This window comes from Sorangium sp. So ce1504 (assembly GCF_051521635.1).
In the GTDB taxonomy this organism is placed as follows: Bacteria; Myxococcota_A; Polyangia; order Polyangiales; family Polyangiaceae; genus Sorangium; species Sorangium cellulosum_B.
This window is the reverse complement of sequence record NZ_CP150365.1, coordinates 12285031-12308527: the sequence shown is the minus strand read 5'-3', so window position 1 is coordinate 12308527 and position 23497 is coordinate 12285031. Positions and strand designations below refer to the sequence as shown.

Genomic DNA, 23497 nt, shown 5'->3' with positions numbered 1-23497 from the left:
CGCGCGCCGGCGCCGATCGCACGAGGAGCCGAGAGCCTCCGCGACTCCGGTAACCCACCCGTGCGCTGAGGGCTCGCTCGACGTCGCGACGTCAGTCGACTGCGATCGCGACGAACCGGACCCGCCCGAAGCGCCGCGCCCTGTGGAAGTTCCCCTCCCCCAGGATGGGCGACCACGCCGCCCCGCCGTTGTTCTGCATGGCGTAGAAGTTCATCCGCCACGCGTCCCCCGGCGCCGGCGGCGCGGCCTTCGCCTTCGTGAACGAGCTCCACGGGATCTTCGCCTCGACCACATACCCCCGGTCCTCGTCCGAGCCGTCGTCGAGCGTCCCCCGCAGCGCGACCGCGCTCGCGAGCCCCGCGCTCCACTCCTCATGGCCGAAAGGCCCGCTCGGGCCGCCCCGTGGAGCGTTGTAGTCGTCGAACTGCGAGTCGAAGACGAGGTTCTGAGGGTTGATCTGGATCTCGTAGTAGTCCTTGTTGTCCCCGTCGCCGTCCGGATCGATCATCACCTCGACGGTATCCCGCTCCCAGAGGTGCGGATCCCGCGCGCCCTCGGGGAACCCGCCGGTGATCGTCCTGTCGCTGACGTCGAATCCGACGTAGAGGAACCCGTCGTCCCAGAGCAGCCGCGCCTCGCCCTGCGTCGGCAGCGACCGATCCTCGCGGCCCGTGCCCACGTTGACGAACGGGCCTGTCGTCGCCGCCGCATGCCACGCCGGCTCGTCGAGCTGGCCGTCGATCGCGATCGCCGCGCCAGGCGCGAGCTTGCGCACCGCGAGCTCTTTCACGGAGGCGAGCTGCCTCCGCGCCTCCGCATCCGCGCCACGGCCAGCGCCCACGCCCGCGGACGCCGCCGGCGCCCGGCCGGCCGACCCGGCAGGCGCGGCCCCCTGCTCACCCCCGCCACCCCTGGAGCACGACGCCGCTGCAGCGACCGCGCCGACCATCACCAGGGCCCGCGCGACCGCGCGCGCGTCGTGCGCATCGTGCGCATCGTCGAACGAGCGCCGCCGGCAGCAGGGCCCCCGCACGCGGCCGCCGCTACTTGCGCCCCTTCTTGCGGGCGTCGCGCTCGCGCTTGCGCTGCGCCTTCTTCGCGTTGCGCTCGGAGGCGCTGAGCGTCTTCATCTTCGTCATGTTCGGGCCCCCGGCGCCGGCGCCCGGGAAGCCGCCCATGCCCGGCATCCCCATCCCGGGCATCCCCATCCCCGGGAAGCCCATCCCCGGGAAGCCCATGCCCGGCATCCCCATCCCGGGCATGCCGCCGCCGGCCATCATCTGCTTCTGCATCTCCCGCATGTTCTTGGCCATGGCCATCTGCTTCATGCCGGGGATCTTGCCCATGAGGCCCATGTTCTGGCCGAGGCCACTCATCATCTGGCGCATGAACAGGAACTTCTGGACGAGCTCGCTCACCGCCTCGGGCTTCGAGCCCGAGCCCTTCGCGATGCGCTCCACCCGCTTCGGCTCGCGGACCAGCGCGTACGGGTCGCTCTTCTCGAGGCGGGTCATCGACTGGATGATCGCCTCGATGCGGACGAGCTCCCGGTCGTCGAGGTTCACGTCCTGGGGCAGGCCGCCCGGGAACATGCCGCCGAGGGGCAGCTTGTCGACGAGATCCTTCAGCGATCCCATCTTCTGGATCATCCGCACCTGATCGAGGAAGTCCTCGAGCGTGAAGTCGCCCTGGAGCATCCGCGCGGCGTCCTTCTCGGCCTTCTTCTGGTCGACGACCTCCTCGAAGTCCTGCATGAGGCCGACGACGTCGCCCATGCCGAGGATGCGGCTCGCCATGCCGTCGGCGCGGAACGGCTCGAACTTGTCCGTCGTCTCGCCGATGCCGGTGAAGAGGACGGGCGCGCCCGTCACCTCCTTGATGCTGAGCGCCGCGCCGCCGCGGGCGTCGCCGTCGAGCTTCGTCAGCACGACGCCGCCGATCGACAGCCGCTCGTTGAAGCCGCGCGCCGTCTTCACGGCGTCCTGGCCGATCATCGCGTCGACCACGAGGAAGATGTTCTCCGGCTTGGTCGCGTCCTTGATCTGCGCGAGCTCCTGCATGAGCGGCTCGTCGATCGCGAGGCGGCCGGCGGTGTCGTAGATGATGACGTCGCGGCCGAGCCGCTTCGCCTCGCCGCGGGCCGCGGCGCAGATGGCGACCGGCGACTCGCCCGGCACGTTGAACACGGGGATCTTGAGCGACTCGCCGAGGACCTTGAGCTGCTCGACGGCCGCGGGGCGCTGCATGTCGGCCGCGACGAGCAGCGGCTTCTTCCCCTGCTTCTCGAGGTAGCGCGAGAGCTTCGCGCAGCTCGTCGTCTTCCCGGAGCCCTGGAGGCCGACCATCATGATGCCCGTGGGCCCGCCGTCGGCCCAGGCGATCTCGTCGCCCTCGTGGGTCATCATCGCCTCGAGCTCGTCGTGGCAGATCTTGATGAAGTGGTCGCTCGCCGAGACCTGGTGGACCTCGCCGGCGTGCTTCACGCGCGTCTCCAGGGTGCGGCCGACCGCGGCCTCCTTGACCCGGGCAAGGAACGCCTTGACCACCCCGATCTCGACGTCGGCCTCGAGCAGGCTGAGCCTTACCTCGCGGAGCGCGGCGTCGACGTTGCCCGCGGTGAGCTCCGTGAGCCCGGCGAGGCGGTTTCTGGCCTGACGAAAGCCCCGTGTCAGCGTGTCGAACATGGCAGGGCGGGTCTTAGCACAGGGGACCGCGAGCGCGGATCCCCTTGCCCTCTTCAACGCCGCGCGACGCGGGGCGCGGGCGCGGCCGGCGCCCCTCCCCGGGGGCGCGCGGCGCGGGCGCCACGGCCGGCGCGGACGCCGCCGGCGCGGGCGCGGACGATGCGGGCGCGGACGACGCGGGCCGTCACATCCCGCGCCGGCCCGAGCGGCGGAGGATCGCGAGCGCCTCGGCGCACCTCGGCATGACCTCGGCGCTCTCCTTGACCTTGGCGTCCGCGGCGACGAGATCCGCCAGCGCGCCGGGCCCGGCGTCCCCGTCGGGCGCCTCGAGCAGGGCGCGGACGCGCGCCTCCGCGGCCGTCGCGTCGAGCAGCAGGCGGTAGGCCCGCGCGCACGTGTCCTTGGCGCTCGCGGCGGGCGGCGTCGATGCGGGCTGGCGCTCGAGCTCCGCGAGCAGCGCCTCGCGCGCTTCGCGCGGCTCGCTCGGGGCGTCGCGGAGGACGTCGATCGCATGCAGGAGCGCGTCCGCCTCCTGCTGCTCGGCCGATCGGCCGCACCCGGGCGCCAGCTGGACCATGGCGACGGCGGCGAGCGCCGCGGCGATCCGCTTCACTGCAGCGATCCGCCGGACGGCCGTCCCTGCTGCGCCCGCCGCCCCTGCCGCCTTCGCCGCCCCTGCTGCGCCGGCCGCCCCTGCGCTGCCCGTCGCGCCGGGCCTCGTCGTCACGCTGGGCGCCCTCAGTCGGCCGGCTTCGCGGGCGGGCCCATCTGGATGCGCTCGCCGAGGTAGGAGCCGATCAGCGTGAAGAGCACGCCGATGAGCGCCATGATCACGTACATGAACAGCGGCATCGTCCGGACGGTCTGGCTGTGCAGGAGGTAGAAGACGGTCGGGATCGCGACGAGGAACGACGCGACGACCGGCTCGAGGAACGTCTTTCCGGGCGAGATCATGCCGAGGAGGACGCCGCCGATGAACCAGACGGGGATGGCGACGATCATCCCGTTCGACCCCTCGAAATCGAGCTGCTGCACGATCATGGGGAGGCCGCCGACGAGGGCCGCGGTGAGCACGCTCTGCAGGACGAGGGCGATGAGGCACCAGAGGATCGAGAAGCCCTCCTGCTGGTAGCGGCGGTGGCGGTCGAGCTCGGAGTCGCGGAAAGGCGCGAGCGAGCCCATCCTGGCGCCGCACGCGATGCAGCGCCCGCTCGCCGTCACGGAGGCGTTGTTCGCGCCGCACGACGGGCACACGATGGAGCTGTCGTTCTTCGAGGGCATCGCGGCTAGGCTAGGCAAGGCGCCGCGTGCGGGCAAGCGCGTGACGCGGCCCCCTGCACCGCGGCCGGGCGAGCGCGCGGCGAGCTCAGGGGCGGCCCGCGAGGACGGTGGGCGGGGCCGCGACCGGTCGCCCGGAGGCGGGCGGTACGAGGCTCGCGGGCCGGCGGCAGGAACACGGGCGCATGGGGGGTGCCGCCACGCGCCGCCTCCCGGCGCGCATCCGGGCGCCGGCTCGGCGATCGCGTCGCGCGGTTCCTGATGGGCGAAGGCACGGGCTAGACTCGGCGCCCCGCCGACGGACGCTCGCGCGGCGGGGATCCCGCCGGCTGCTGCGAGTTACGCAAGAGGCGCACGAATGGGCCTGGACGCGACCGTGATGTGCAGATGTTGGCTCGACGGGACGACGCGGACGCCGCCCCCGCACGCGGAGCACGTGGCGTTCGATGAAGAGGGGCAGCTCTGCCTGACGCTCCCCGAGGAGCGTCAGGACGCGCACGACGCGTTCTATGCATGGATGGAGGACTGCTGCCCGCACCCACGCATGTGGCTCGCCTCCGAGTGGATCTCGAACTGGGCAGGTCTCAGGGCGTTCCAGGCGGCGCTCGATCGGATCGGCTGGCAGCACTTCCCGACGCTTCAGGCCGAGCTGCCGGCGGTGAACGGCGGCATGATGCCGGCCGAAGCCAGCGCGCGCGCGCTGGGAGAGCTCGCGCGGTTCGCCGAGCGCGTCGCCTCCGTCCGCTCGGCCTTCCTTGTCGATTCCGAGACCGGCCATGAGCTCTATGACTTCATTCCGCAGTACGAAGGCATCTTCCCACGTGGCGCAGCGCGCGCTGGGCATCGCCGATTTCGAGCAGATCCTCGGCTCCCTGCGCCGGGTCTTCGAGGCCTCGGTGGCCACGGGCAACCCGGTGTGCTGGTGCTGAGCCCGCGTACGCACGAAGGGAGCGTGTCGCTCGCCCATGTCCTGCGCGCCCAGGTCGGCCACGCCCGAGCCCGCTCCTCCCCTCGTCCGAGGACCGGCGAGACGGCGGTGCACCGCGGCCGGCGCTCGGGCTATATACTCGATGAAGCGTGCCCACCGACCCGACCTCGACCCTGGAATCCATGACGTCCGGCCCGCGCGGCCCGGGCGGCGATGGCCTCGACGTGGCGGGGCCCGATCCGGAGCTGCTCGCGCTGCCGTCGCCGCCGAAGCAGGAGCGCACGGTCACGGTGGCGCTGATGGCGGCGACCGCGATCGCCGCGCTGTGGATGGCCGTCGCGCTCCTCGGGGAGGCGCGTTACGCGCTGTCGCCGGGCCAGCCGGCGGACGTGGGAGAGCTCGCGTCGCTGCGGCCGCAGGCGGACCTCGCGAACCGTTACGTGCGGGCCGCCGGCCTGCTCGGGACGCGCGGCGCGATCCGGTACGGGCGCGCCGCGGAGGGCGACTCGTTCCGGCTGGCGCCGGTGGCGGGCAACCCGGGGCTGTGGGTGGAGATCCGGGTGCCGGAGGGCTTCGAGGGCCCGCGCTTCGTCCCGCCGAGCACGTTCGCGGGGCGGCTCGTGCCGTTCAAGAGCGCGGGCATCCGGCACGCGCGGCTGGCCGCCGAGGTGGAGGAGCAGGCGGGGATGGCCGTGACGGACGACGCCTGGCTGCTCATCGACGGCAGCTCGCCGCGCGCGTCGCGCTGGGCGGTCGCGCTCGTGGCGCTGTTCGTGGGCTTCGCGGGCTGGAACCTGTTCGGCATCGCGCGGGTGCTCCACCGCGTGAGGGACGCGAGGGACGCGCGCCGCGCTTCTTGACGCGCTCGCGGCAGGGGAGCAGGACGCTGCCTGCCCACCGATGCCCAAGGTCACCTTCGTCAACGAGCACAGGACGGTCGAGGCCGCGCCGGGTCGTCTCCTCAGCGAGATCGCGGCCGAGCTCGGGATAGCGGTCTGCCGCGAGGCGTTCCGGGGCACCGGCATCGGCGACTACACGTGCTGGGTGAAGGGGGAGCCTGGCGCGACGTCGCCCCCGACGTTCGTGGAGAAGCTGCTCGGCGCGCGGGGCCAGCGGCGGATGGCGAACAGGACGCGCGTGCTCGGCGACGTGCAGGTGTGGACCCAGGCCGGCCCTGGCGACCGGCTGCGCGCGCCGCGGCCGATCGCGCCGCCGCCGAGCCCGGCGACGGATCCGGAGGCCCCGCGCAAGCCGATCGACGCGAGCGGCAGCGCGGCGTTCCCGTACGGCGATCCGCGCGCGGTCGGCCACGGAAAGCGCGAGCCGATCGCGGCGGGCGCGCTCGAGGCGAAGGCCGCGAAGGAGAAGAAGGCGAAGGCGGCCCCGGCGAAGGCGGCGGAGGGCGCGGCGACGGAGCCGGTGGCGAAGGCGGCGGAGGGCGCGGCGACGGAGCCGGCGGAGGCGGCCAAGGCGCCCGGGGCAGCCAAGGCGCCGAAGGCGAAGGCGCCGAAGGCGTCTGAGGCCGCACCGAAGGCGACGGAGACGGAAGCTTCGAAGAGCGCTGCGACCGAGGCAGCGACAGCACCCGAGGAAGCACCCGAGGAGACCACAGCGACCAGGGCTGCTGCGACAGCCGAGAAAACCGGTGGAGGGGAATCGCCGTAGCAGGCCCCGCGCGCTTGTACCGCTCCAGAGCACGGGCGAGCATGGGCGCGTCGAGGTCCTAATTTCTGGAACGTCCTCGCGTAGACGGGGCGACTTGCTACCAGCCGACAAGCGCGCTCGCTCGAGGTGCTCGTGCACGGTAAAGCCGGCGGCTCGGGCGTAGCCACGCGGCTGGGCAGGAATCCCGCAGGAAGGAGCTCTTCACCCTCGTCCCGGAGGATGGGAGCCCCATCTAATGGCACCATCGCCGAATCGGAGCGCGCGACGATCGGAGAAAAGCCATCGATGAGCACTTGGATCGGTCGAGCATCGTACTGCTCCTCGTCAGTCCCGACTTCAACCTCGGCCAGCTCCGGGACGAGCGATCCCTCGACGATCGTGCCGTGAGGACGTCGAGACGCCCCGCGAGCGATGGGAATCGCCTCGCGCCGATCTGCCGGGTCTCCGCTGCCCTTCCCCTCACCCCTGCCGGCAGCCGGCAGCGCCTCTCCCATTCCCTTCCGGTGCCGACGAGTGCCGGAACGCGTGGGCGAAGGCCTGGGGCGATAGATCCATGCTCACCCGCGCCGACCCAACCCTGGCGCGGAGCGGAAGTCCGGCCATCACTGGCCGACGGAGCTGGCCAGCGCTCGGCGCTCTTCAGAGATCTCCGACGTCTCCCCAGCAGCGGCCGGACCGCCCGGTTGCACGCTATAGTGGATTTCACTATCCTGTCTCCGCGAGGAGCACCGATGAGAGGGACGGGAACGGCGAAGCGTGGCCGGGATGAGGAACGCGGTCCGGCGGGACGAGGCCCGGACGAGGACAGCGGACCCGTCAGCGTGGTGCTCCCGGCCGAGCTCCGGGAGCGGGTCCAGGCCGAGGCGAAGAAGCGCGGCCTCAAGCTCTCGCCCGCGATCCGCGCGCTCCTCAGCGAGCGCGTCCAGGAGATCGACGACGCGGAGCAGCTCAGCCGGGCCGAGGAGTGGCAGCGAGCCCAGGTCTGGGCGGTCTGGGAGCGGATGAAAGCGGGAGACCACGACGAGGCCGCGCGCCAGGAGATCGACTCCATCTTCGACGAGGCGCTCCGTGACGCCCCTCGTCGCGGCGCCCGCTAGGCCAGGGCGCCGCGTGGGCCGCCGCGTCCGCTTCCGCCGGGAGTTCGCCCGCGACCTCCGCGATCAGGTGCGCTGGCTCGACGAGAACCGCGGGATCGAGCAGGTTGAGCGCCTGCGGACCGGCCTCGACGAGGCCATCGAGCTCCTCGCCCGCTTCCCCGGGATCGGTCCCGCCGAGGCAAAGGACGACGAGGACCGCGCCGTCGTCCGCAGGCTCCTCCTGCGCAAGCTCCCCTACGTCATCTGGTATCTCGTGGACGCCTCCGGCCCCGACGGTGACCTCTGGCTGCTGCGCCTCTTCCACGCGCGGCAACAGCAGCCGCTGGCCGGGGCCGGCCTCTTCTCACGGAAGCCGCGGACGAGGTGAACGGGCAATGCGTCGCGTCGCTCCTCCCGGCGCGCGCCAGCCCCCGCAGCGCTCCCGCGCAAAGCCCCCCTCGGCGCCCGGCGTGCTATGCACGCGCCGATGAGCGACGTGGTGGTGATCGGCGGCGGCGTGGCCGGGTGCGCCTCGGCGCTGGCCCTGGCGCGGCGCGGGCTGTCTGTCCGCGTCCTCGAGCGCAACCAGGGCGAGGGCGCTTCGTGGGCGGCGGCGGGGATCATCGGCCCCCAGCTCGAGGCCGCGGGCGACGGCCCCCTCGCGCGGCTCTGCCTCGCGAGCCGCGCCCTGTACGCGGAGCTCGCCGGGTCGCTCGTCGACGCGACGGGGATCGACGTCGGGTACCGGCAGAGCGGCGCCCTCCGCGTGGCGTTCACCGCGGAAGGACGCGAAGAGATCGCGCGCGAGCTCGCGTGGCAGCGGGAAGCCGGCCTCGCCGTGGAGATCTGCGACGGCGACGGGGCCCGCGCGCACGCGCCGGCGCTCTGCGACGAGGTCGCCGGCGGCGCGTGGCTCGCCGACGAGGCGCGCATCGATCCGCCGTCGCTCATGCGCGCGCTGCGCATCGCGGCGGAGCGCGCGGGCGTGCGGTTCAGCACCGGGGCGACCGTCCGGCGCATCGTGGTCGAGCGGGAGCACGCGCGCGGCGCGCAGCTCGAGGACGGCACGAAGGTCGAGGCGGGCTGGACGGTGCTCGCCGCCGGGAGCTGGTCGTCCCTGCTCGAGGCGTCGGGCCTCGCGCCCTCGGCGGTGCGCCCGGCGCGCGGGCAGATCGTCGAGCTCACGCCGGCGACGCCGGTGCTCTCGCAGGTCGTCTACGGCCCCGGCTGCTACCTGTCGCCGCGCGACGACGGGCGCGTGCTCGTCGGCGCGACCACGGAGTTCGCCGGCTACGTCACCGCGGTGACGTCGCGCGCCGTGCGCGACCTCCTGACCGCGGCGCTCCGGCTCATGCCCGCGCTCGGCGACGCGCCGATCGGCAGGACGTGGGCCGGCCTCCGGCCCCACCCGAAGGACGCGCTGCCGATCCTCGGCGAGGGGGAGATCGCGAATCTGATCTTCGCGACAGGGCACTTCCGAAACGGCGTCCTGCTCGCCCCGGTGACCGCGAAGATCGTGGCGGCGCTGATCGCCGGAGAGGAGCCGCCGGTGGATCTGTCGCCCTTCTCCGCCAGGCGGGCCGGCATCGCCGGCTGAGGGCGGCGGGTCGGCCTGCGGGTCGCCGTCTTTCGGCCACGAATATTCGATCCGGTCGAGTGCCGCGAGGCATCGCTCTCGTCGATGACGTACAAGCAGCACGGCGGCGCGCCCTTCGCGGCCGACGGGCCCCTCATCGCTAGAACATCGAGCACGTTGTTCGAACCACCCCAGGCTCGAAGGCAGTGTTCAACCGTGAATACAGGGAGTCGCACGTTTGCATGCTCACGATCACACTGAGACCGAGTAAACTCTTCTTGATGCGACCAGCATGTGGCCAATCGACAAAGAACCCCCGAACGAGGCGCGTAGCCATAGCAGCTCAGCCTTCAGGGCTGAAGAACTCCACCTCGCCGCTCCACGCAGTGGCGAAGTCGTCGCGCAACACCTGCAGGGGTTGGTGCTTCGTCGGAAAGTACGGGTCGAGAACAACGAAGAAGCTGCCGATGACGGCGATGATCACAACTGCGTGCAGGCCGTCGCCGAGATCGCCGTAGGGCGAGAGCATCTGCCGATCTCGTGCCAGAGCCATCCAGTTTGGACCGTTCACGGTCACGATCGCAAGCTCACCAAACCTCACGCGGGCCGCAAGCACGTCGAAGCTCTCTGGAAGCGACGTATCGAGCAGCTCGCCACCGAGCGCGGGGTACGTCTCCTGCTCTTCGCCTTCGCCACCGTGCCGGGCGTCGGCTATGGCGCGGCAGGCGGCCACGCACGATTCGCGCGTCTTCTGAAGACGGTGCCAGCGCTGGGCGAGCTTCCGCGCGTCCGCGCTCATGCCGAGAGCTTGGCGCGCTCGGCGGCGAGATCGAACGAGAGGACGTGCTCCCGCACGGCACGCCCCGTGGCGTCGACAACAGCCACGCACCACCCAGCGTCGCCCCGACGGACCTCCCCTGGGCGCAGGCCAGAGGCCCCGGCACGCGCGAGCGCCACGCGGACGATGTCACGCACGTCGTCGCTCACCGAGCGCAGCGGGGCGCGCAGCGACGCGGAGAGCTCAGGATGCTCGGGCAGCGGCTCGTGGAGGGCGAGGCCGAGCACGCGGTGCGCCTCCACTCGATCGATGCGACCCTGCGCGAGACCGGAGGCCACTTCGTCGAGAAGGACGCCTGCGCGAAGGCCACAACGCGTAGGTGCTAGATCGGGGTGTGTGCTGGCGTGCCGCTCCTCGTGGGGTCTGCGCAGCATCTCGAGCCGGAGAGACTCGCTGAGCCCGAACACGTGCTTGATACGCGACACGGCCGTGATGCGTCCGACACCGAAGGCCGTGCACACCATGGTGACCGAGTCCTCCGCGACGGGGTTTCGCCCGGAGAGCACGTCGCGAAGCGCGTGGTCCGGCACAAGGAAGTGCGAGGCGAACGCGCTCGCGCGTTGTTCGATCCAGGCGAAATCTTGGAACAGGCGAAGGGTACGCGCACCCGCCGCCCGGCTGCCCGCCGCCGCCTCCGCGTCGCCGGTACTCGCCGGGCTGACGAGCGCCAGGTTGCGGCGCTCGTCGGTGAAATCGCAGAGCACATGGCAGAGCTCGTGCGCCAGCGTCATCCGCGTGCGCCACCAGCACGACGAGCCCTCGACCAGGTGGACGAGCACCGTGGGCCGTGGCACGCGCAGCGAGGCGCCGTCCACGGACGGGGACATCTCCTCCTGCCGCGCCCAGACGATGCCGATGCCCAGGCGCTCGTAGATGGCGCGCATCGAGGGGATAGCTGCCGTGGTGATGTCGAGCTGCGCCCGCAGCCAGGTGGCCAGCTCGTCAGCGCGGTAGGGTGCTGCGCCCGTGCCCCACCGCGCATCCACAGGCGGCGCCGGCAGAGGCGGAACAAGCACGCCCGCATCGACCCGAAGGCGATCGAGGGCTCGGGCCACTTCGACGAACAGCGCCAGATCCGGGGAAAACTCTAGCAAGTCGCTGAGCCGGCCCCCGTGCCCGGTCGCCCGTAAGAAGAGGCTGGGCACAGACGCGTGATGAACGTCGCCGGCGAGCACCTCCTCCACCGTGAGCGCGAGAGAACGCGCGCAGCGCACGAGGGCGCTCGATCGTGCGTTCCGCGTCCCGGCCTCCCACGCCTGCACCTCGGAGAGGTCCATATCGAGGAGCGCGGCGAAGCTCGCCTGGTCGAGCCGCATCGCATCCCTAGCGGCGAGGAGCGCTCGGGTCACCGCGTTCATAAGGGAAATGTAGCTCACCTGGCGCTCGGTGGACACCACGAACCCACCGGAGGGACATTCACTACAGGGGCGTGTAAGCCGCGGAGAGCTTGTACTACTCAGCGACATGCCGCGCGGTGACCGGCATGTTGGTGACGTCCGAAGCGGTGACGGCAGAGCTCTCGCGAGTCCACCTTGGCCTCGCGTGGTTGTAAGGACGGGCTCGCCGATCCGCGTGGGGGCAGGACGCCGTAGGGCCAAACCGCACTCGGAGCCTCGTGCTCCCGGAGCATGAGGGCGCGCATCGGGTGGACCCTCGTCACAACCTGATGCGCGCGGGGGTGGCGGATGGGCAGATCGCACGCGGTAACTCGCCCCACATGACGGAAGGGCCGCACTCCGTCCCCCCGCGCCGCCCGCGACCATCAACGGGGGTCGGGGCGCCGCCGAGCTCCCGCGCGGCCAGGAACTTTTCGATGGGCTCGCCGTGTCCTGGAAGTGTCCGGGAAACGAGGCGGCGTCAGCCTTCCTCCTCCCGGCCCGGCCCATGCGCACGTCTCCCCACACCTCGTTCCTCGATCGGCTCCTCGCCGAGCTCCCGTGCCTCCTGCGGGCGGCGCGCCGCCTGACGCGCTCGGAGCAGGACGCCGAGGATCTGGCGCAGGCGACGATCGTGCGCGCGATCGAGCGGCACGCCGACCTGCGCGACGAGGGGCGCATGCGCGCGTGGCTGCTCCGCATCGAGCGGTCGATGCTGCTCAACACGACGCGCGGCGCGCGGCAGCGCCTCGAGGTGATCGAGGGCGGCCGGGGAGCCGAGTCGGTGCCGGAGCCGCAGGGCAATCTGGAGGCGGAGCTCGTCGAGCGCGGCTTCGCCGACGAGGTCGAGCGCGCGCTCGCGCGCCTGCCCCCGGAGTGGCGCGAGGCGCTGCTCCTGCGGGAGGTCGAGGAGCTCTCCTACGAGGAGATCGCCGATCTCCAGGCGTGCCCGGTGGGCACGGTGCGATCACGGCTCTCGAGGGCGCGGCTCGCGCTCGTCGAGGGCCTCTCCGAACGATGCGAGGAGACGTCATGGCAGGGTGCAACCGCGAGTGGTTCGAGAACATTTCGGCGTGGCACGACGGCGAGGTGACGCCCGAAGACGCGGCGCGGATCGAGGCGCACGTCGCCGGCTGCGCGCCCTGCCGGCGCGCAGCGGAGGTCCTCGGCGGCGTGCGGCGCGCGCTCGTCGCGAAGGCGGACGGGGAGGTCCCGGAGCGCCTGCGCGATCGGGCGGAGGCCGCCGCTCGGAACGCGCGCGCGCGGCGCCGCGGCCCCTGGGCGATCACGGCCGCCCTCGCCGCGGCCGCGGCGGCCGCCGCGCTGCTCGTCGGCAGCCCGAGCCGGGGCGTGAGCGCGGCGATGGCCGACGAGCTCGTGAGCCACCACGTGCGCGGCTTCGCGCGCGAGCGCCCGTGCGACTTCGAGTCGTCCGATCCGGGCGCCGTCGCCGGGTGGCTCGAGGGGAAGCTCGGCTACGCGGTGACCGTCCCGGCGGTGTCCGGCGCCCGGCTGCTCGGGGCGCGCCTCTGCCAGATCGGCGGCACGCGCACGGCAGCGCTCATGTACGCGAGCGGGGACAAGCCGCTCACGGTGTTCGTGCCGCCGCCCGGGTCCGGCGCCGCGACGGCGGCGCGCGCGCTCGCGGGGCGCGGCGTGGGGTGCACCCGAGGGCCGCTCGGCAACGCGATCTGCGCGAGGAGCGTGGAGCAGCCGGTGCTCGCGGTGGCTGAAGTGGACACAGCGGCGCTCGCGCCGGCGCTCTTCGGGCGCTGATCCCGTCGATCGCGAGGACCCATGACGATCGGTTCATTGCTGGCGCTCTTCGGCGCGGGGCTCCTGACGTTCGCGTCGCCCTGCGTGCTCCCCATGCTCCCCGTCTACCTGTCGGCCCTCGGCGGCGCCGGGGCGCTCGGCGGTCCGGACCCGGCGGCGGCGAAGCGCGGCGTGCGCCTCGCCGGTGTCGGCTTCGCGATCGGCCTCGCGATCGTGCTCGTCGCGCTCGGCGCCGGCGCGTCGGCGATCGCCGCGGTCCTCGCGCCCCACCGGCGCGCGTTCACCGTCGCGTCCGGCGTGCTCCTGGCGCTCTTCGGCGCGAAGCTCCTGGGCGTGCTGCGCCTCCCGTGGCTCGAGCGCGAGGCGCGCCCGCTCCTCTCCCGCCTCCCGGGCGCGGGCGGCTTCTGGGGGGGCATGCTCTTCGGGATCGCCTTCGCGGCGGGGTGGACGCCGTGCGTCGGCCCGGTGCTCGGCGCCGCGTTGACCTACGCGGCCAGCGCGGGCGCGAGCCCGCTCACCGGCGCGATCCAGCTCGGCGCTTACGCCGCGGGCCTCGCCGCGCCGCTCGTCGCCGCGGCCTTCGTCGGGCCGGCGGCCGTCGCGCTCGCGCGCCGCCTGATGCCGGCCACGCCGGCCCTCCAGCGCCTGACGGGGGCGCTGCTCGTGGCCGCCGGGATCGCCGTCGCTGACGGCCGTCTGGACGCCCTCTCGCCGGCGCCCGCGGCGGCCGTGGACGCGGGCGCGCCCTGCGAGAGCGGCCCCGCCGGCGCGTGCGCGGCCCCGGAGGGCGCGGTGGCGCAGGACGACGTCGCGCTGCCCGAGGGGATGCCTCGGCTGCTCGAGTTCGAGAGCGCGCACTGCGCGGTGTGCGAGCGCATGGCGCCGCTCGTGACCGAGCTCGAGGCGCGCTGCGCCAAGGAGGCCGGCACCGTCCTGCGCATCCAGGTCGACGATCCGCGCGGGCGGGCCCTCGCCGCCCGCTACGGCGTGCGCTTCGTGCCGACGTTCCTCAGCGTCGACGCCGCCGGGCAGGAGGTGGAGCGCGCCGTCGGCGAGCTGCCCGCCCAGCGGCTCGCGAGCCTCATCGGCGACGTCCGCGGCGAGGCGTGCTCCCCCGCCTTGTGAGCCCCCCACGGCGGGGCTCGCTGCCCCCTCATCCCGGAGGCTACCCGAGCCTCGCGGAGCGCCGTGTACCAGCTCTCAGGCGGGAGACATCGTTCCACGACGGGCTACGTCGCCGCGAGCCGCGCGCGCACCTTGGCGAGCACCGCGACGTCGGCGGGCGGGAAGAGCTCGTCCCGGAGCTCGGCCGCCTCGGCCCAGCGCACGGCGGCGACGTCGAGCGCGGCGGGCGCGGGCGAGCCCTCGGCGAGGGCCGCGGCGTAGAAGAGGAGGAGCACCGGCTTCTTCGGATAGCGGTGGTAGGTCACCTCGACGATGTCGCCGACCTGGGCCTCGACGCCGATCTCCTCGCGCAGCTCGCGGATCAGGGCGTCCCGCGGATCCTCGTCGGCCTCGACCTTGCCGCCGGGGAACTCCCACGCGCCCTCGAGGTGCGCGCCCGCCTTGCGCTGCGTGAGCAGGACGCGGCCGCGCTCGATGATGACGGCGGCGGCGACGAGGACCAGGGGCGGAGCGGGCTCGGGCGTGGCGGACATGGGCGCGTAGAATGTCGGTCGCGACGCGCAAGACAAGGGCGAACGGCCGGCTCGACGCTGCACATCCCTCCGGCGTCTTCATTGCCTTGCGCGGCTGGGATTTCTCACCCTCGGACTCGTGCGCCGGTGGCGGCGGGAGCGGGGGCGCGATCGGCAGCGGCGGCAGGACCGGGAGCACCTCCGGCAGGCCAGCGCGACCCGTCGCGTCCCCGTCATCACGGCGTGTAGCTGGGCAGCTCGATCACGTAGGCGTCGACGGTATCCCCGTTGCCCCAGTCGCTCCCGAACACGGCGCGCGTGCCGCTGGGGCTGGGCACGGTGTGCGGCTCGGCCCAGTACGGCTCGGCGAGGTGGGTGTTCTCCTTGCCCCAGCTCCGGTGACGGCCAATCCGGCAGACCTTGCCCGTGCTCGTGTCGGCGATCAGGTTTTCCATGTCGAGCACCCCTCTGCCCGACGCCTCGCCGATCGACGACACGAACACCCACCCCGGCTGCTTGTATGCCATCCCCGAGATGTGCCCTGTCGGGGGGTAGGGCCACCCGGTCTCCGGACCGATGACCACCTTCGAGGTGCCTTCGGCGAGATCCCATGTGACGAGGAGCCCGATGTCGTCATTGCCGCCGGGACCGGGATCGTAGACAGCCCCGTTCCAGGTGTCGTGACCGTTCACCATGCTCAGCGACGCGTGGCCGTACGGCTCCAGCAGGTCCAGCGTACGCACCACGTTCAGCCGCGGATCGGTCACGCCGCCGCTGTCGCTCAGGAACGCGAGCGTGCCGCTCGGCGCGACCTGGGCCGGGTTCTCGTCGAGCGCCTTCCTGGCGAGCACCGTATTCTGGCCGACATCATAGATGAACACCTGATCGTCGCACGTGAGGCCGATGCGGTTCGAATCCCACGACATGAACAGCGGGTCTCCGCCCGCGCTCGCGCCGCCCGAGCAGAAGTCGAACGTCGTCACGACCTCCTTCGTCCCGGCGCCGACGTGGTAACGGATGAAGTCCTTGCCGTCGACGTAGAACAGGACGTCGGGATCGGAGGTGTGCCAGTACACCTGCTCGATGTCCGCCGGCGAGATGTCGAGCGCCTCGATGAACTGGTATGTCTTGCCGTCGTAGAGCTGGTGCTCGCCGGCCGCGACCGAGAAGAGGATGAGCCTCGACTCGTCCGCGTTCCACGCCGAGATGGTCGAGTACATCGGCTTGATGACCGGGTCGTTCCCGCCGCCCGGCGCGACCGCCGTGATCCGGCGGATCGTGGTGCCGAACTCGGCGTCGGTGACGGCCTCGCCGAGCGCCGGCCTGGCGAGCTCGGTCATCGGGCGCGCTTCCTTGTCCTGCACGAGGCCCGCGCAGAGATCGATCGGCTCGCCCGGGCCCGCGCCGCCCGCGCCGCCTACGCCCGCCGCGCCGGCCGTCCCCGTCGCGCCGGCGGCGCCCGTCCCCGCAGCGCCGCCGGATCCGGGCGTTCCTCCGGTCCCGCCGTCTCCGGCCGAGGAGCCGCCGCCGGAGCAGGCGGCGAGGAAGGAAGAGGAGACAAGGAGGGTGACAGAGACGCCGACTCTCATGGGGTTTCCTTGGCGCGAGCCACGATGCGTGGCCGCGGCAGCATACCCCGAAGCGACGTCAGGCGTACGCGACGGTTTGCAAACCCACCGGCTGTCCCGGTCGCGGCACAGCCTGACCAGGTGTGGTGCTGTTGATATGGCGTCGCTTTTCACGCTACAGTCTCGTGCGAGCCAGGGACGCGGGCTCCACTCGCCGGAGGCGGCCGATGGGCTGGGAAGTCGATCACGTGTTCCTCGCGACGCCCGACGTGGGCATCGTCGAGCGGATGCTCGCCGAGTTCGGCCTGAACTTCAGCCGCCACGCGGTGCATGAGGGTCAGGGGACCGCGAATGCGTGCGCGGCCTTCGAGAACGCGTTCTTCGAGGTCCTCGGCGTCCATGATCTGGAGGAGCTGCAGACCGAGATCGTTCGGCCGCTGGGGCTACACGAACGCATTCATTGGGGCGAGACCGGCGCATGCCCGTTTGGCATCTGTTTCAGGACCATCGATGCCGGAGGCGCCGGCGACTGGCCCTTCGAGACCTGGGACTACAGGCCGAAATACATGCCGGCGGGCATGAGCATGCCCATCGTGACGCCGCGAGGGTCCCTGGCGGAGCCCATGATATTCGTGGCGCCCCAGACAATCAGGCGGACCACCCCGATCGAGTCGCGATCGCATCGTGGCGCGCGCCGGACGCTGACGCGTGTCCGGCTGCACCTGCCAGCGGAGGACCCGCCGCTCTCGTCGGGCGTGCGTTGGTTCGTGGACCAGGGCATGCTCTCGATCGATCGTGGGGCGACCTGCTCTCTCGAGCTGGAGTGGGACCACGGTCACGAGGGGCAATCTCACCAGTTCCCCGCAGAAGTGCCGCTCGTCGTGCGCTGGTAGAGCGGGCTTTCGCTGTACGTTGGGGGAAGCACGAGCGCTCGCCCGGCCAAGCGGTGGCGCGTCTGCCGGCGGCGGCCCCCGCGGCACGGGGAGCCCGGCCGCCCGCCGACCCGGGAGCCGCCCGGAGGCTGGAGCCGGAGAGCGAGCCCGCTTCCCTTTGCCGCCGAGGTGTGGGATGCGCCTGCCATGAGCGTCACGTACCGGGAAGCCGGGGTCGATATCGATGCAGGGGACGCGCTCGTCGAGCGCATCAAGCGGCTCGCGAAGCCGACGCGCATCCCCGAGGTGCTCGCCGACGTGGGCGGCTTCGCCGGGCTGTGCGCCCTGCCGGGCGGGCTGTCCGAGCCGGTGCTGGTCAGCGGCACGGACGGGGTCGGCACCAAGCTGAAGGTGGCGTTCGCGACGGGCGTCCACGACACCGTCGGCATTGATCTCGTCGCGATGTGCGTGAACGACGTGCTGACCGTGGGCGCGCGGCCGCTGTTCTTCCTCGACTACTTCGCGACAGGCAAGCTCGACGTCGACGTGGGCGAGGCCGTGGTCCGCGGCATCGCCGAGGGCTGCAAGCAGGCCGGCTGCGCGCTGATCGGCGGCGAGACGGCCGAGCTGCCGGGCATGTACGCGGACGGCGAGTACGACCTCGCCGGGTTCGCCGTTGGCGTCGTCGAGCGGTCGCGCATCCTCGACGGCAAGCGGATCGCGGCCGGCGATGCGGTCATCGGCGTGGCGTCGAGCGGGCTGCACTCGAACGGCTTCTCGCTCGCGCGACGCGTGCTCGAGAAGGAGATGGGCCTCACGATGAGCGACCGCGTGGCCGATCTCGGCGGCACCGTGGGCGAGGCGCTGCTGACGCCGACCCGGATCTACGCCCGCGCGATCACGGCGCTCCTCGCGGCCTGCGGCGACGCGGTCCGGGGCCTGTCGCACATCACGGGCGGCGGCCTGCCGGGGAACCTGCCGCGCGTGCTGCCGGACGGGCTGGGCGCGCGGCTCGACCTCCGCTCCTACCAGCGGCCGGCGGTGTTCCAGGTGCTCCAGCGCGGCGGCCCCGTGGAGGAGGCCGAGATGCGGCGCACGTTCAACCTCGGCGTCGGCCTGGTCGCGGTCGTGGAGAAGGGCGCCGCGGACCGGGCCATCGAGGCGTTCGCCAAGAGCGGCGAGCAGGCCTGGGTGCTCGGCGAGGTCGTGTCGGTCGGCGACGTGCCGTTCGAGGAGCGCGTGCTGTTCGGATGAGCGGGCCGGCGAGGGCGAGGGCGATGCGCGGCGCGCGGGCCGGGATGCGCCGAGCGACCGCGCGGGCCGCGCGGCGCGAGCTCAGCCGCCTTCGAGCCGCGATCGCAGGTTCTTGATCGCCTCGTCGATCGCCCGGCTCTTCTTGTAACAGGGCCTCACCGTCGTCTCGAGCACGACGAGGGTGCGCTCGTCGCCTTCGGAGACGGCGCGCTCGAGGAACGGGAGCTTCTCGCCGCACGTGGCGTCGCGCAGCTCGAAGGAGATCCGGACCGCGGGGGTCCCGCGGGCCGCGATCTCCGGATCGCGGAGCAGCTTCGCGGCCCGGGTGGCCGGCGTGGAGCGGCCGCGGGTCTCGACGATCTCGTAGAGCACGTCGATGCCCGCCGTCCCGAAGCGGCTCGAGAGCGCCTCGAAGACCTTGTCGGCGTGCTGCTCGCCCGTCTTCGCGATGGCGATGGCGACGTTGCGCGCCGCGATCGCGAGCGCGCGCTCGCGGAGCGCCGTCGGATCGCGCTCCGCGAGCTGTTGGATCGCGTCGGAGGCCTTCACCCACCGGCGCGCCCTGACAGCGTCGGTGAGCGCCTTCCGGGCCGCTTCATCGGGCGGGGGTTCGGCCGGCGCGTCGGGCGCCGCCGGCGCAGCGGCCTCGGGCGCCTGCGCCGTGGGCGCGGGCGTCTCGGGGACGGCGGCGGCGTCGGCCGGGGTCGGCTCGCTCGTGGCGAGCGCGCTCGCGGGAGGCCTCGCGGGGCCGAGCTGGGGCTCCGGCTCGGGCGGGGCGCGCCCACCGCCGGCGAGCGCCGCGATGACGGCCGCCGCGAGGATGCCGCCGCCCAGGTACGGGGCCAGCCGGCCCACGCGACCGCCGAGGCCTTCGTGGCCCAGCCGCGACGCGCGAGCTTCCCGGGCTTCGCGCTTTCTCCTGGCCTTCTCCTCGCGCTCGCGCGCGGCGCGCTCTGCCTCCTCGGCGAGCTTCCGCCTGGCCTCTTCCTCGCGCTCGCGGGCGACGCGCTCTGCCTCGGCGGCCTCCAGCTCCCGCAGCAGCGTCGGGGCGAAGGCTGGCCGCGAGCCGCTCATCCGCTCGGACGTCGGCTCCGAGACGGGCGCCGCATCCTCTGCGGGCGGCTCGTCCGGCGGTGGGGACGCGGACGCCACGGGAGCCGGCTCGTTCTGCGGCGGCTGCGCCTTCACGGACGGCGCGGGCGACGGCGACGGCTCCACGCCGGCCGCTGACGGCGGCTTCGATGACGCCGGCCTCGCGACGGATGCCGGCTCCACAGCGGATGCGGACAGCGGCTCCGATGGCGCACGCTCCGCCGCTGGCGACGACGGCGGCTTCGATGACGCACGCTCCGCTGACGGCGGCTTCGATGACGCACGCTCCGCTGATGGCGGCTTCGATGACGCACGCTCCGCTGATGGCGGCTTCGATGTCTCACGCTCCGCTACAGACGTCGGCGGCTTCGACGATGCACGCTCCGCTGACGGCGGCTTCGATGTCTCACGCTCCGCCGTTGGCGACGACGGCGGCTTCGATGTCTCACGCTCCGCCGTTGGCGACGACGGCGGCTTCGATGTCTCACGCTCCGCCGACGGCGGCTGCGACGACTCACGCTCCGCTGCGGGCGACGACGGCGGCTTCGATGACGCCGGCTCCGCAGCCGACGGCGATGGCTCCTCCACCCCCGACGGCGACGGCTTGTTCGATGAGGGCTCGGCCGCACGGCGCTCCGCCTTGCTCGACGACAGCAATAGGTCGTCCAGCGACAGCCGCAGGGAGCCCAGCCCCGCTGCCTCCGTCGCCCCAGGCGCTTCGACGGACCGCTCCGCCTCGCTCGGCGACGGAGGCAGCACCTCCGGCGACGGCGGCATCGACATCAGCGACGCCCACTCCTTCAGCTCCGGCGACTCCTGCGACCGCGCCGGCGCCTCGGACAGCGGTGACGACGCGTGCGGAGGACGCTGGTCATCGACCTCGGCAGGAGCGCCACCGCCGGCGGCCTCGCGCGCGAAAGCGGCCTGCGCGATGAGCGCCGCGCCGCCCACCGTCGTCGGGCGCGCGTCGTCCGGCACGCTCGAGTCGTCGGCCGCGGAGGCAGCGTCGGCCCTGGCGACCTCCTGCGCGAAGGCGACCTGCGCCATGAACGCGGCGCCGCCCACTGCGGTCGGCCGCGAGTCCCGCGTCATCTCGGCGACGAGGGTCGGCGTGTTGCGCACCGGCGTCGGGCGCGAGTGGCTGAGGGCGTCTTCCTCGTCCTCGTCGCCGTCCACCGCCGACGCCACCGCCTCTGCCGGCTCGGCGCCGCCCGTTCGACCCTCCGAAAGCTCGCCCGACGCGCGCGCGCTCTCCGCCTCCTTCGCGCTCGCGCCGCTCCCGGCCGGCTCACCTGCCGCCCGGTCCGCGGCAGGCGCCAGCGCGTCCGCGACATCGTTGAACGAGACGAGGCACGAATCGCCAAGGACAATCGCCGAGGAGCCGCCGGCGCTCGCGTCGGGCGCGCCCGACGGCGCGCTGGGCACGGGCGGCCGGTTGCTTGGCGCGCTGGGCACGGGCGGCCGGTTGCTCGGCACGCGCGCCGCGTCCGCGATCGCGGGCACCGATGTCATCTCCGCCCTCGAGGACATCTCCCCCCTCGAGGACATCTCCGCCCTCGGCTCGTGCACCGCGATCCCCGACGCGGCGCACGCGTCGTCGAGCGCCGCGATCAGCTCCGCCGCGGTCTCGAAGCGGGCGCGCGGATTCTTCTCTAGGAGGAGCCGCACGACCGCCTCGAGGGCAGGCGGGACCACGACGCCGGGCGAATGCGCGGCGATCGCCGGCACGGGCGCGCTCCGCTGCTGGTTGAAGAGCTCGACCGGATCCTTGGCGAGGAACGGGTGCTTGCCGGCCAGCATCTCGTAGAAGATCAGGCCCAGGGCGTAGAGATCCGCGCGCTCGTCGACGAAATCCATCCCGAGCGCCGACTCCGGGGCGAGGTAGGCGATGGTCCCGAAGATCACGCCGGCCGTGGTGAGCCGGACCGGGAGCGAGTCGGCCCCCGCCCGCGCGGACTCCGGCGACGCGACGGACCGGCGCAGCTGATCGACGCTCACCTTCGCGAGGCCGAAGTCGATGAGCTTCACGAGATCGCCCTGCGGCTCGACGACCATCACGTTGCGCGGCTTCACGTCGCGGTGGACGATGCCCATCGCGTGGGTCGCGTCGAGCGCGGCCGCGAGCTGCCTGGCGATCAGGGCGGCGCGCGCGGCGGGCACCGGCCCCCGCCGGATGATCTCGTGGAGCGTCGTGCCACGCACGTACTCGAGGACCAGGAAGAACGAGCCGTCCTCCGCCTCGCCGAAATCGGTCGCGGTCGCGACGTTCCGGTGCTGGATGTGGGCGCCGGCGATGGCCTCGCGCTCGAAGCGCTGCGCGAGCTCGGGGAGCCGCTCGGTGTCGGGGTGCAGGATCTTGATCGCGACGCGCTTGTGCATGTGCACGTGCTCGCCGCGGTAGACCGCGCCCATGCCGCCCATCGCGATGACCTCGTCGATGCGGTAGCGCTTCGAGATCACCCGCCCGAGGTAGGACCTCGCCCGGTGCTTCGCGGCCTCGTCGGCGGTAAGGGGCGGCTGGGGCGGGCGTTCCGACATCGTGGCGGCGCCACCCTACCCCGAGCGGCGCGGCATTGGTAGGTCGCCGGACCGCTCGGGGCGGCTCAGAGGGCGACGATGCGCCACGAGACGCCGGATGGCCTGCGCCGCTGCGTGCAGCACTTCAACGACGCCGTCCGTGAGCGGAGGTACACGCTTCGCGTGCAGACGCCGCAACGGGGCTCGGTCAACCTACCTGACGCAGCTCGCGCGGCCTTGGATCCGGCTCCTCGTCGTCCATACGCTGAGAAATTGGGCCTGTAGCTCCTGGTTCCGCCAGATGGTGATGCTGTGGTCATCCTGGTTGTTGCTGCTGAACTCGCCCGCGACGCGCGTCAGCATGCATTGCGTGTCGAAGTCGACCACCGGCGTCAGCATTTCGTAGGTCGGGTCGTCTTCTGCGGGGACACCGAACTCGTCCGTGAGCTCCAATTGAGTGGTTATCGACGAGACGGTGATGCAGCGCGCCCTGGCGTGTACCCCTGTGCTGCTCGAGACGCCGCTCAGGATCCAGTGGCCGAAAACCCGAAGCACCGACACGCTCTCGCTCATGCCGTTGAAATCTCCGCCCATCCGTGTGAGGAAGCACGCCCGCGGAAGGCCGGCAGACGTCGTATCCAACCCGAGATCGACGCCGGCATCGCCTTGCGACCACGAAAATTCGGCCGTTCTGCCGAGGGTCGAAGAGACACAGGTGGCCAGGGCGCGGGCGCTTCCGTGCGTGTTGTTTCCGTGGAGATACCATCGCCCACCCGAGATGTAAGCGTGCACCCATTCGTTGCCTGACTCGAAGTCCCCCATGATCCCTGTCAGAAAGCAGGTCCTGTTCGAGGCGCCGCCCATGTCCACCGGCCCGCTGCCAGCCTGCCAGACGCCCCCGCTCACCCAACCCAGGGGCTGCTCGGCAACGCTGGTCTCCTCGCTGTCATCTTCTTCCTCGCCAGCCCCCGCGACACACCCGCTGGCGCCGATCGCAACGAGGGCCAAGAGCCCGTTCATCAAGAGTTCTTTGACCATCTGTCTACCCTCCAAGCAATGAGAAGCTCGTGCGTGGCGAGCCAGCTCGGTCGAGCAAGGCGCATGCCGCCTTGTGAGCGTTCGCTTCCGTGACGGCCATGGACGGAGACGCGGTGGATAGCTACCGAAGCGGAGGGTCGGCACACGACGGGGGCGGTCGGACGGCGCGCCGGCACAGCAGGTTCAGGCCGAAATGGGCAGCTCATGGCGCGCCGGGCCAAAGAGCTCGACGGTACCGCCAGACGCGTGACCGTGACATGTCACGATCGAGGGCGTGACATGTCACGGTCGCTGTCGCGCTTTCACCGTGACATGTCACGCG

General features: G+C 72.5%; 21 protein-coding genes. 11 read left to right on the top strand and 10 right to left on the bottom strand.

From position 1 onward, the window contains the following. Nucleotides 1–91: 91 nt before the first annotated feature. The 4 genes from WMF39_RS46360 to WMF39_RS46345 all read right to left on the bottom strand — a co-directional run bounded on the left by WMF39_RS46360 (nucleotide 92) and on the right by WMF39_RS46345 (nucleotide 3965). Nucleotides 92–1033, bottom strand: a complete 942-nt coding sequence (locus WMF39_RS46360; RefSeq protein WP_437742832.1) for a carbohydrate-binding family 9-like protein — start codon at nucleotides 1031–1033, stop codon at nucleotides 92–94. Nucleotides 1034–1043: 10 nt separating this feature from the next. Beyond that, a complete protein-coding gene (ffh, locus tag WMF39_RS46355) occupies nucleotides 1044–2684 on the bottom strand; it encodes a signal recognition particle protein (protein ID WP_437742831.1) in 1641 nt (546 codons plus the stop codon). Nucleotides 2685–2868: 184 nt separating this feature from the next. Continuing rightward, nucleotides 2869–3411: a hypothetical protein gene (locus WMF39_RS46350; RefSeq protein ID WP_437742830.1), complete on the bottom strand. Its 543-nt coding sequence runs from the start codon at nucleotides 3409–3411 to the stop codon at nucleotides 2869–2871. Between the two features lie 11 nt (nucleotides 3412–3422). After that, a complete protein-coding gene (locus WMF39_RS46345; RefSeq protein WP_044967211.1) occupies nucleotides 3423–3965 on the bottom strand; it encodes a hypothetical protein in 543 nt (180 codons plus the stop codon). A gap of 373 nt (nucleotides 3966–4338) precedes the next feature. Between WMF39_RS46345 and WMF39_RS46340 the strand changes: the two genes are divergently transcribed. The 6 genes from WMF39_RS46340 to thiO all read left to right on the top strand — a co-directional run bounded on the left by WMF39_RS46340 (nucleotide 4339) and on the right by thiO (nucleotide 9228). Continuing rightward, nucleotides 4339–5076 (top strand): hypothetical protein, encoded by a 738-nt coding sequence (locus WMF39_RS46340; RefSeq protein WP_437742829.1) that lies wholly within the window; start codon nucleotides 4339–4341, stop codon nucleotides 5074–5076. Next, nucleotides 5073–5750, top strand: a complete 678-nt coding sequence (locus WMF39_RS46335) for a hypothetical protein (RefSeq protein WP_437742828.1) — start codon at nucleotides 5073–5075, stop codon at nucleotides 5748–5750. Before WMF39_RS46340 ends, WMF39_RS46335 begins: the two co-directional genes overlap by 4 nt. A 40-nt stretch (nucleotides 5751–5790) precedes the next feature. Then, the gene (locus tag WMF39_RS46330; protein ID WP_437742827.1) at nucleotides 5791–6555 is read left to right on the top strand and encodes a hypothetical protein; all 765 of its coding nucleotides are present in this window, start codon (nucleotides 5791–5793) and stop codon (nucleotides 6553–6555) included. An 821-nt stretch (nucleotides 6556–7376) separates the two neighbouring features. Beyond that, nucleotides 7377–7652 (top strand): hypothetical protein, encoded by a 276-nt coding sequence (locus WMF39_RS46325; RefSeq protein WP_437742826.1) that lies wholly within the window; start codon nucleotides 7377–7379, stop codon nucleotides 7650–7652. Between the two features lie 13 nt (nucleotides 7653–7665). Further along, on the top strand, nucleotides 7666–8019 hold the full coding sequence (locus tag WMF39_RS46320) for a type II toxin-antitoxin system RelE/ParE family toxin (protein ID WP_437742825.1): 354 nt from the start codon (nucleotides 7666–7668) through the stop codon (nucleotides 8017–8019). Between the two features lie 99 nt (nucleotides 8020–8118). Then, nucleotides 8119–9228, top strand: coding sequence for a glycine oxidase ThiO (thiO, locus tag WMF39_RS46315; RefSeq protein ID WP_437742824.1), 1110 nt, complete (start codon nucleotides 8119–8121; stop codon nucleotides 9226–9228). Nucleotides 9229–9550: 322 nt separating this feature from the next. Here thiO and WMF39_RS46310 read toward each other — a convergent pair whose 3' ends face one another. After that, on the bottom strand, nucleotides 9551–10006 hold the full coding sequence (locus WMF39_RS46310) for a hypothetical protein (RefSeq protein WP_437742823.1): 456 nt from the start codon (nucleotides 10004–10006) through the stop codon (nucleotides 9551–9553). Continuing rightward, nucleotides 10003–11403, bottom strand: a complete 1401-nt coding sequence (locus WMF39_RS46305) for a helix-turn-helix domain-containing protein (protein ID WP_437742822.1) — start codon at nucleotides 11401–11403, stop codon at nucleotides 10003–10005. Before WMF39_RS46305 ends, WMF39_RS46310 begins: the two co-directional genes overlap by 4 nt. Nucleotides 11404–11929: 526 nt before the next feature. On the opposite strand from WMF39_RS46305, the gene WMF39_RS46300 reads away from it, so the two are divergent. The 3 genes from WMF39_RS46300 to WMF39_RS46290 are packed head-to-tail and all read left to right on the top strand — an operon-like array spanning nucleotide 11930 to nucleotide 14322. After that, the gene (locus tag WMF39_RS46300; protein WP_437742821.1) at nucleotides 11930–12514 is read left to right on the top strand and encodes an RNA polymerase sigma factor; all 585 of its coding nucleotides are present in this window, start codon (nucleotides 11930–11932) and stop codon (nucleotides 12512–12514) included. Then, nucleotides 12454–13197 carry a zf-HC2 domain-containing protein gene (locus tag WMF39_RS46295; protein ID WP_437742820.1) on the top strand — a complete coding sequence of 248 codons (744 nt, stop codon included), beginning with the start codon at nucleotides 12454–12456 and terminating at the stop codon, nucleotides 13195–13197. The genes WMF39_RS46300 and WMF39_RS46295 overlap by 61 nt, the downstream gene beginning before the upstream one ends. 21 nt (nucleotides 13198–13218) lie before the next feature. Beyond that, nucleotides 13219–14322: a cytochrome c biogenesis protein/redoxin gene (locus tag WMF39_RS46290; RefSeq protein WP_437742819.1), complete on the top strand. Its 1104-nt coding sequence runs from the start codon at nucleotides 13219–13221 to the stop codon at nucleotides 14320–14322. A 104-nt stretch (nucleotides 14323–14426) separates the two neighbouring features. On the opposite strand, the gene WMF39_RS46285 is transcribed toward WMF39_RS46290, so the two are convergent. Together WMF39_RS46285 and WMF39_RS46280 are read right to left on the bottom strand one after the other, a co-directional pair. After that, complete coding sequence (locus WMF39_RS46285; protein ID WP_437742818.1) at nucleotides 14427–14855, bottom strand: (deoxy)nucleoside triphosphate pyrophosphohydrolase; 429 nt, start codon at nucleotides 14853–14855, stop codon at nucleotides 14427–14429. A gap of 215 nt (nucleotides 14856–15070) precedes the next feature. Continuing rightward, nucleotides 15071–16423 carry a hypothetical protein gene (locus tag WMF39_RS46280; protein ID WP_437742817.1) on the bottom strand — a complete coding sequence of 451 codons (1353 nt, stop codon included), beginning with the start codon at nucleotides 16421–16423 and terminating at the stop codon, nucleotides 15071–15073. 206 nt (nucleotides 16424–16629) lie between these two features. On the opposite strand from WMF39_RS46280, the gene WMF39_RS46275 reads away from it, so the two are divergent. Next, complete coding sequence (locus WMF39_RS46275; protein ID WP_437742816.1) at nucleotides 16630–17295, top strand: VOC family protein; 666 nt, start codon at nucleotides 16630–16632, stop codon at nucleotides 17293–17295. Between the two features lie 186 nt (nucleotides 17296–17481). Beyond that, a complete protein-coding gene (gene purM / locus WMF39_RS46270; protein ID WP_437547396.1) occupies nucleotides 17482–18528 on the top strand; it encodes a phosphoribosylformylglycinamidine cyclo-ligase in 1047 nt (348 codons plus the stop codon). 81 nt (nucleotides 18529–18609) lie between these two features. On the opposite strand, the gene WMF39_RS46265 is transcribed toward purM, so the two are convergent. Both WMF39_RS46265 and WMF39_RS46260 read right to left on the bottom strand, forming a co-directional pair. Then, entirely contained in the window at nucleotides 18610–22158 is a 3549-nt protein-coding gene (locus WMF39_RS46265; protein ID WP_437742815.1) for a protein kinase domain-containing protein, read from the bottom strand. A 192-nt stretch (nucleotides 22159–22350) separates the two neighbouring features. Continuing rightward, entirely contained in the window at nucleotides 22351–23175 is an 825-nt protein-coding gene (locus WMF39_RS46260) for a hypothetical protein (RefSeq protein ID WP_437742814.1), read from the bottom strand. Nucleotides 23176–23497: the final 322 nt, after the last annotated feature.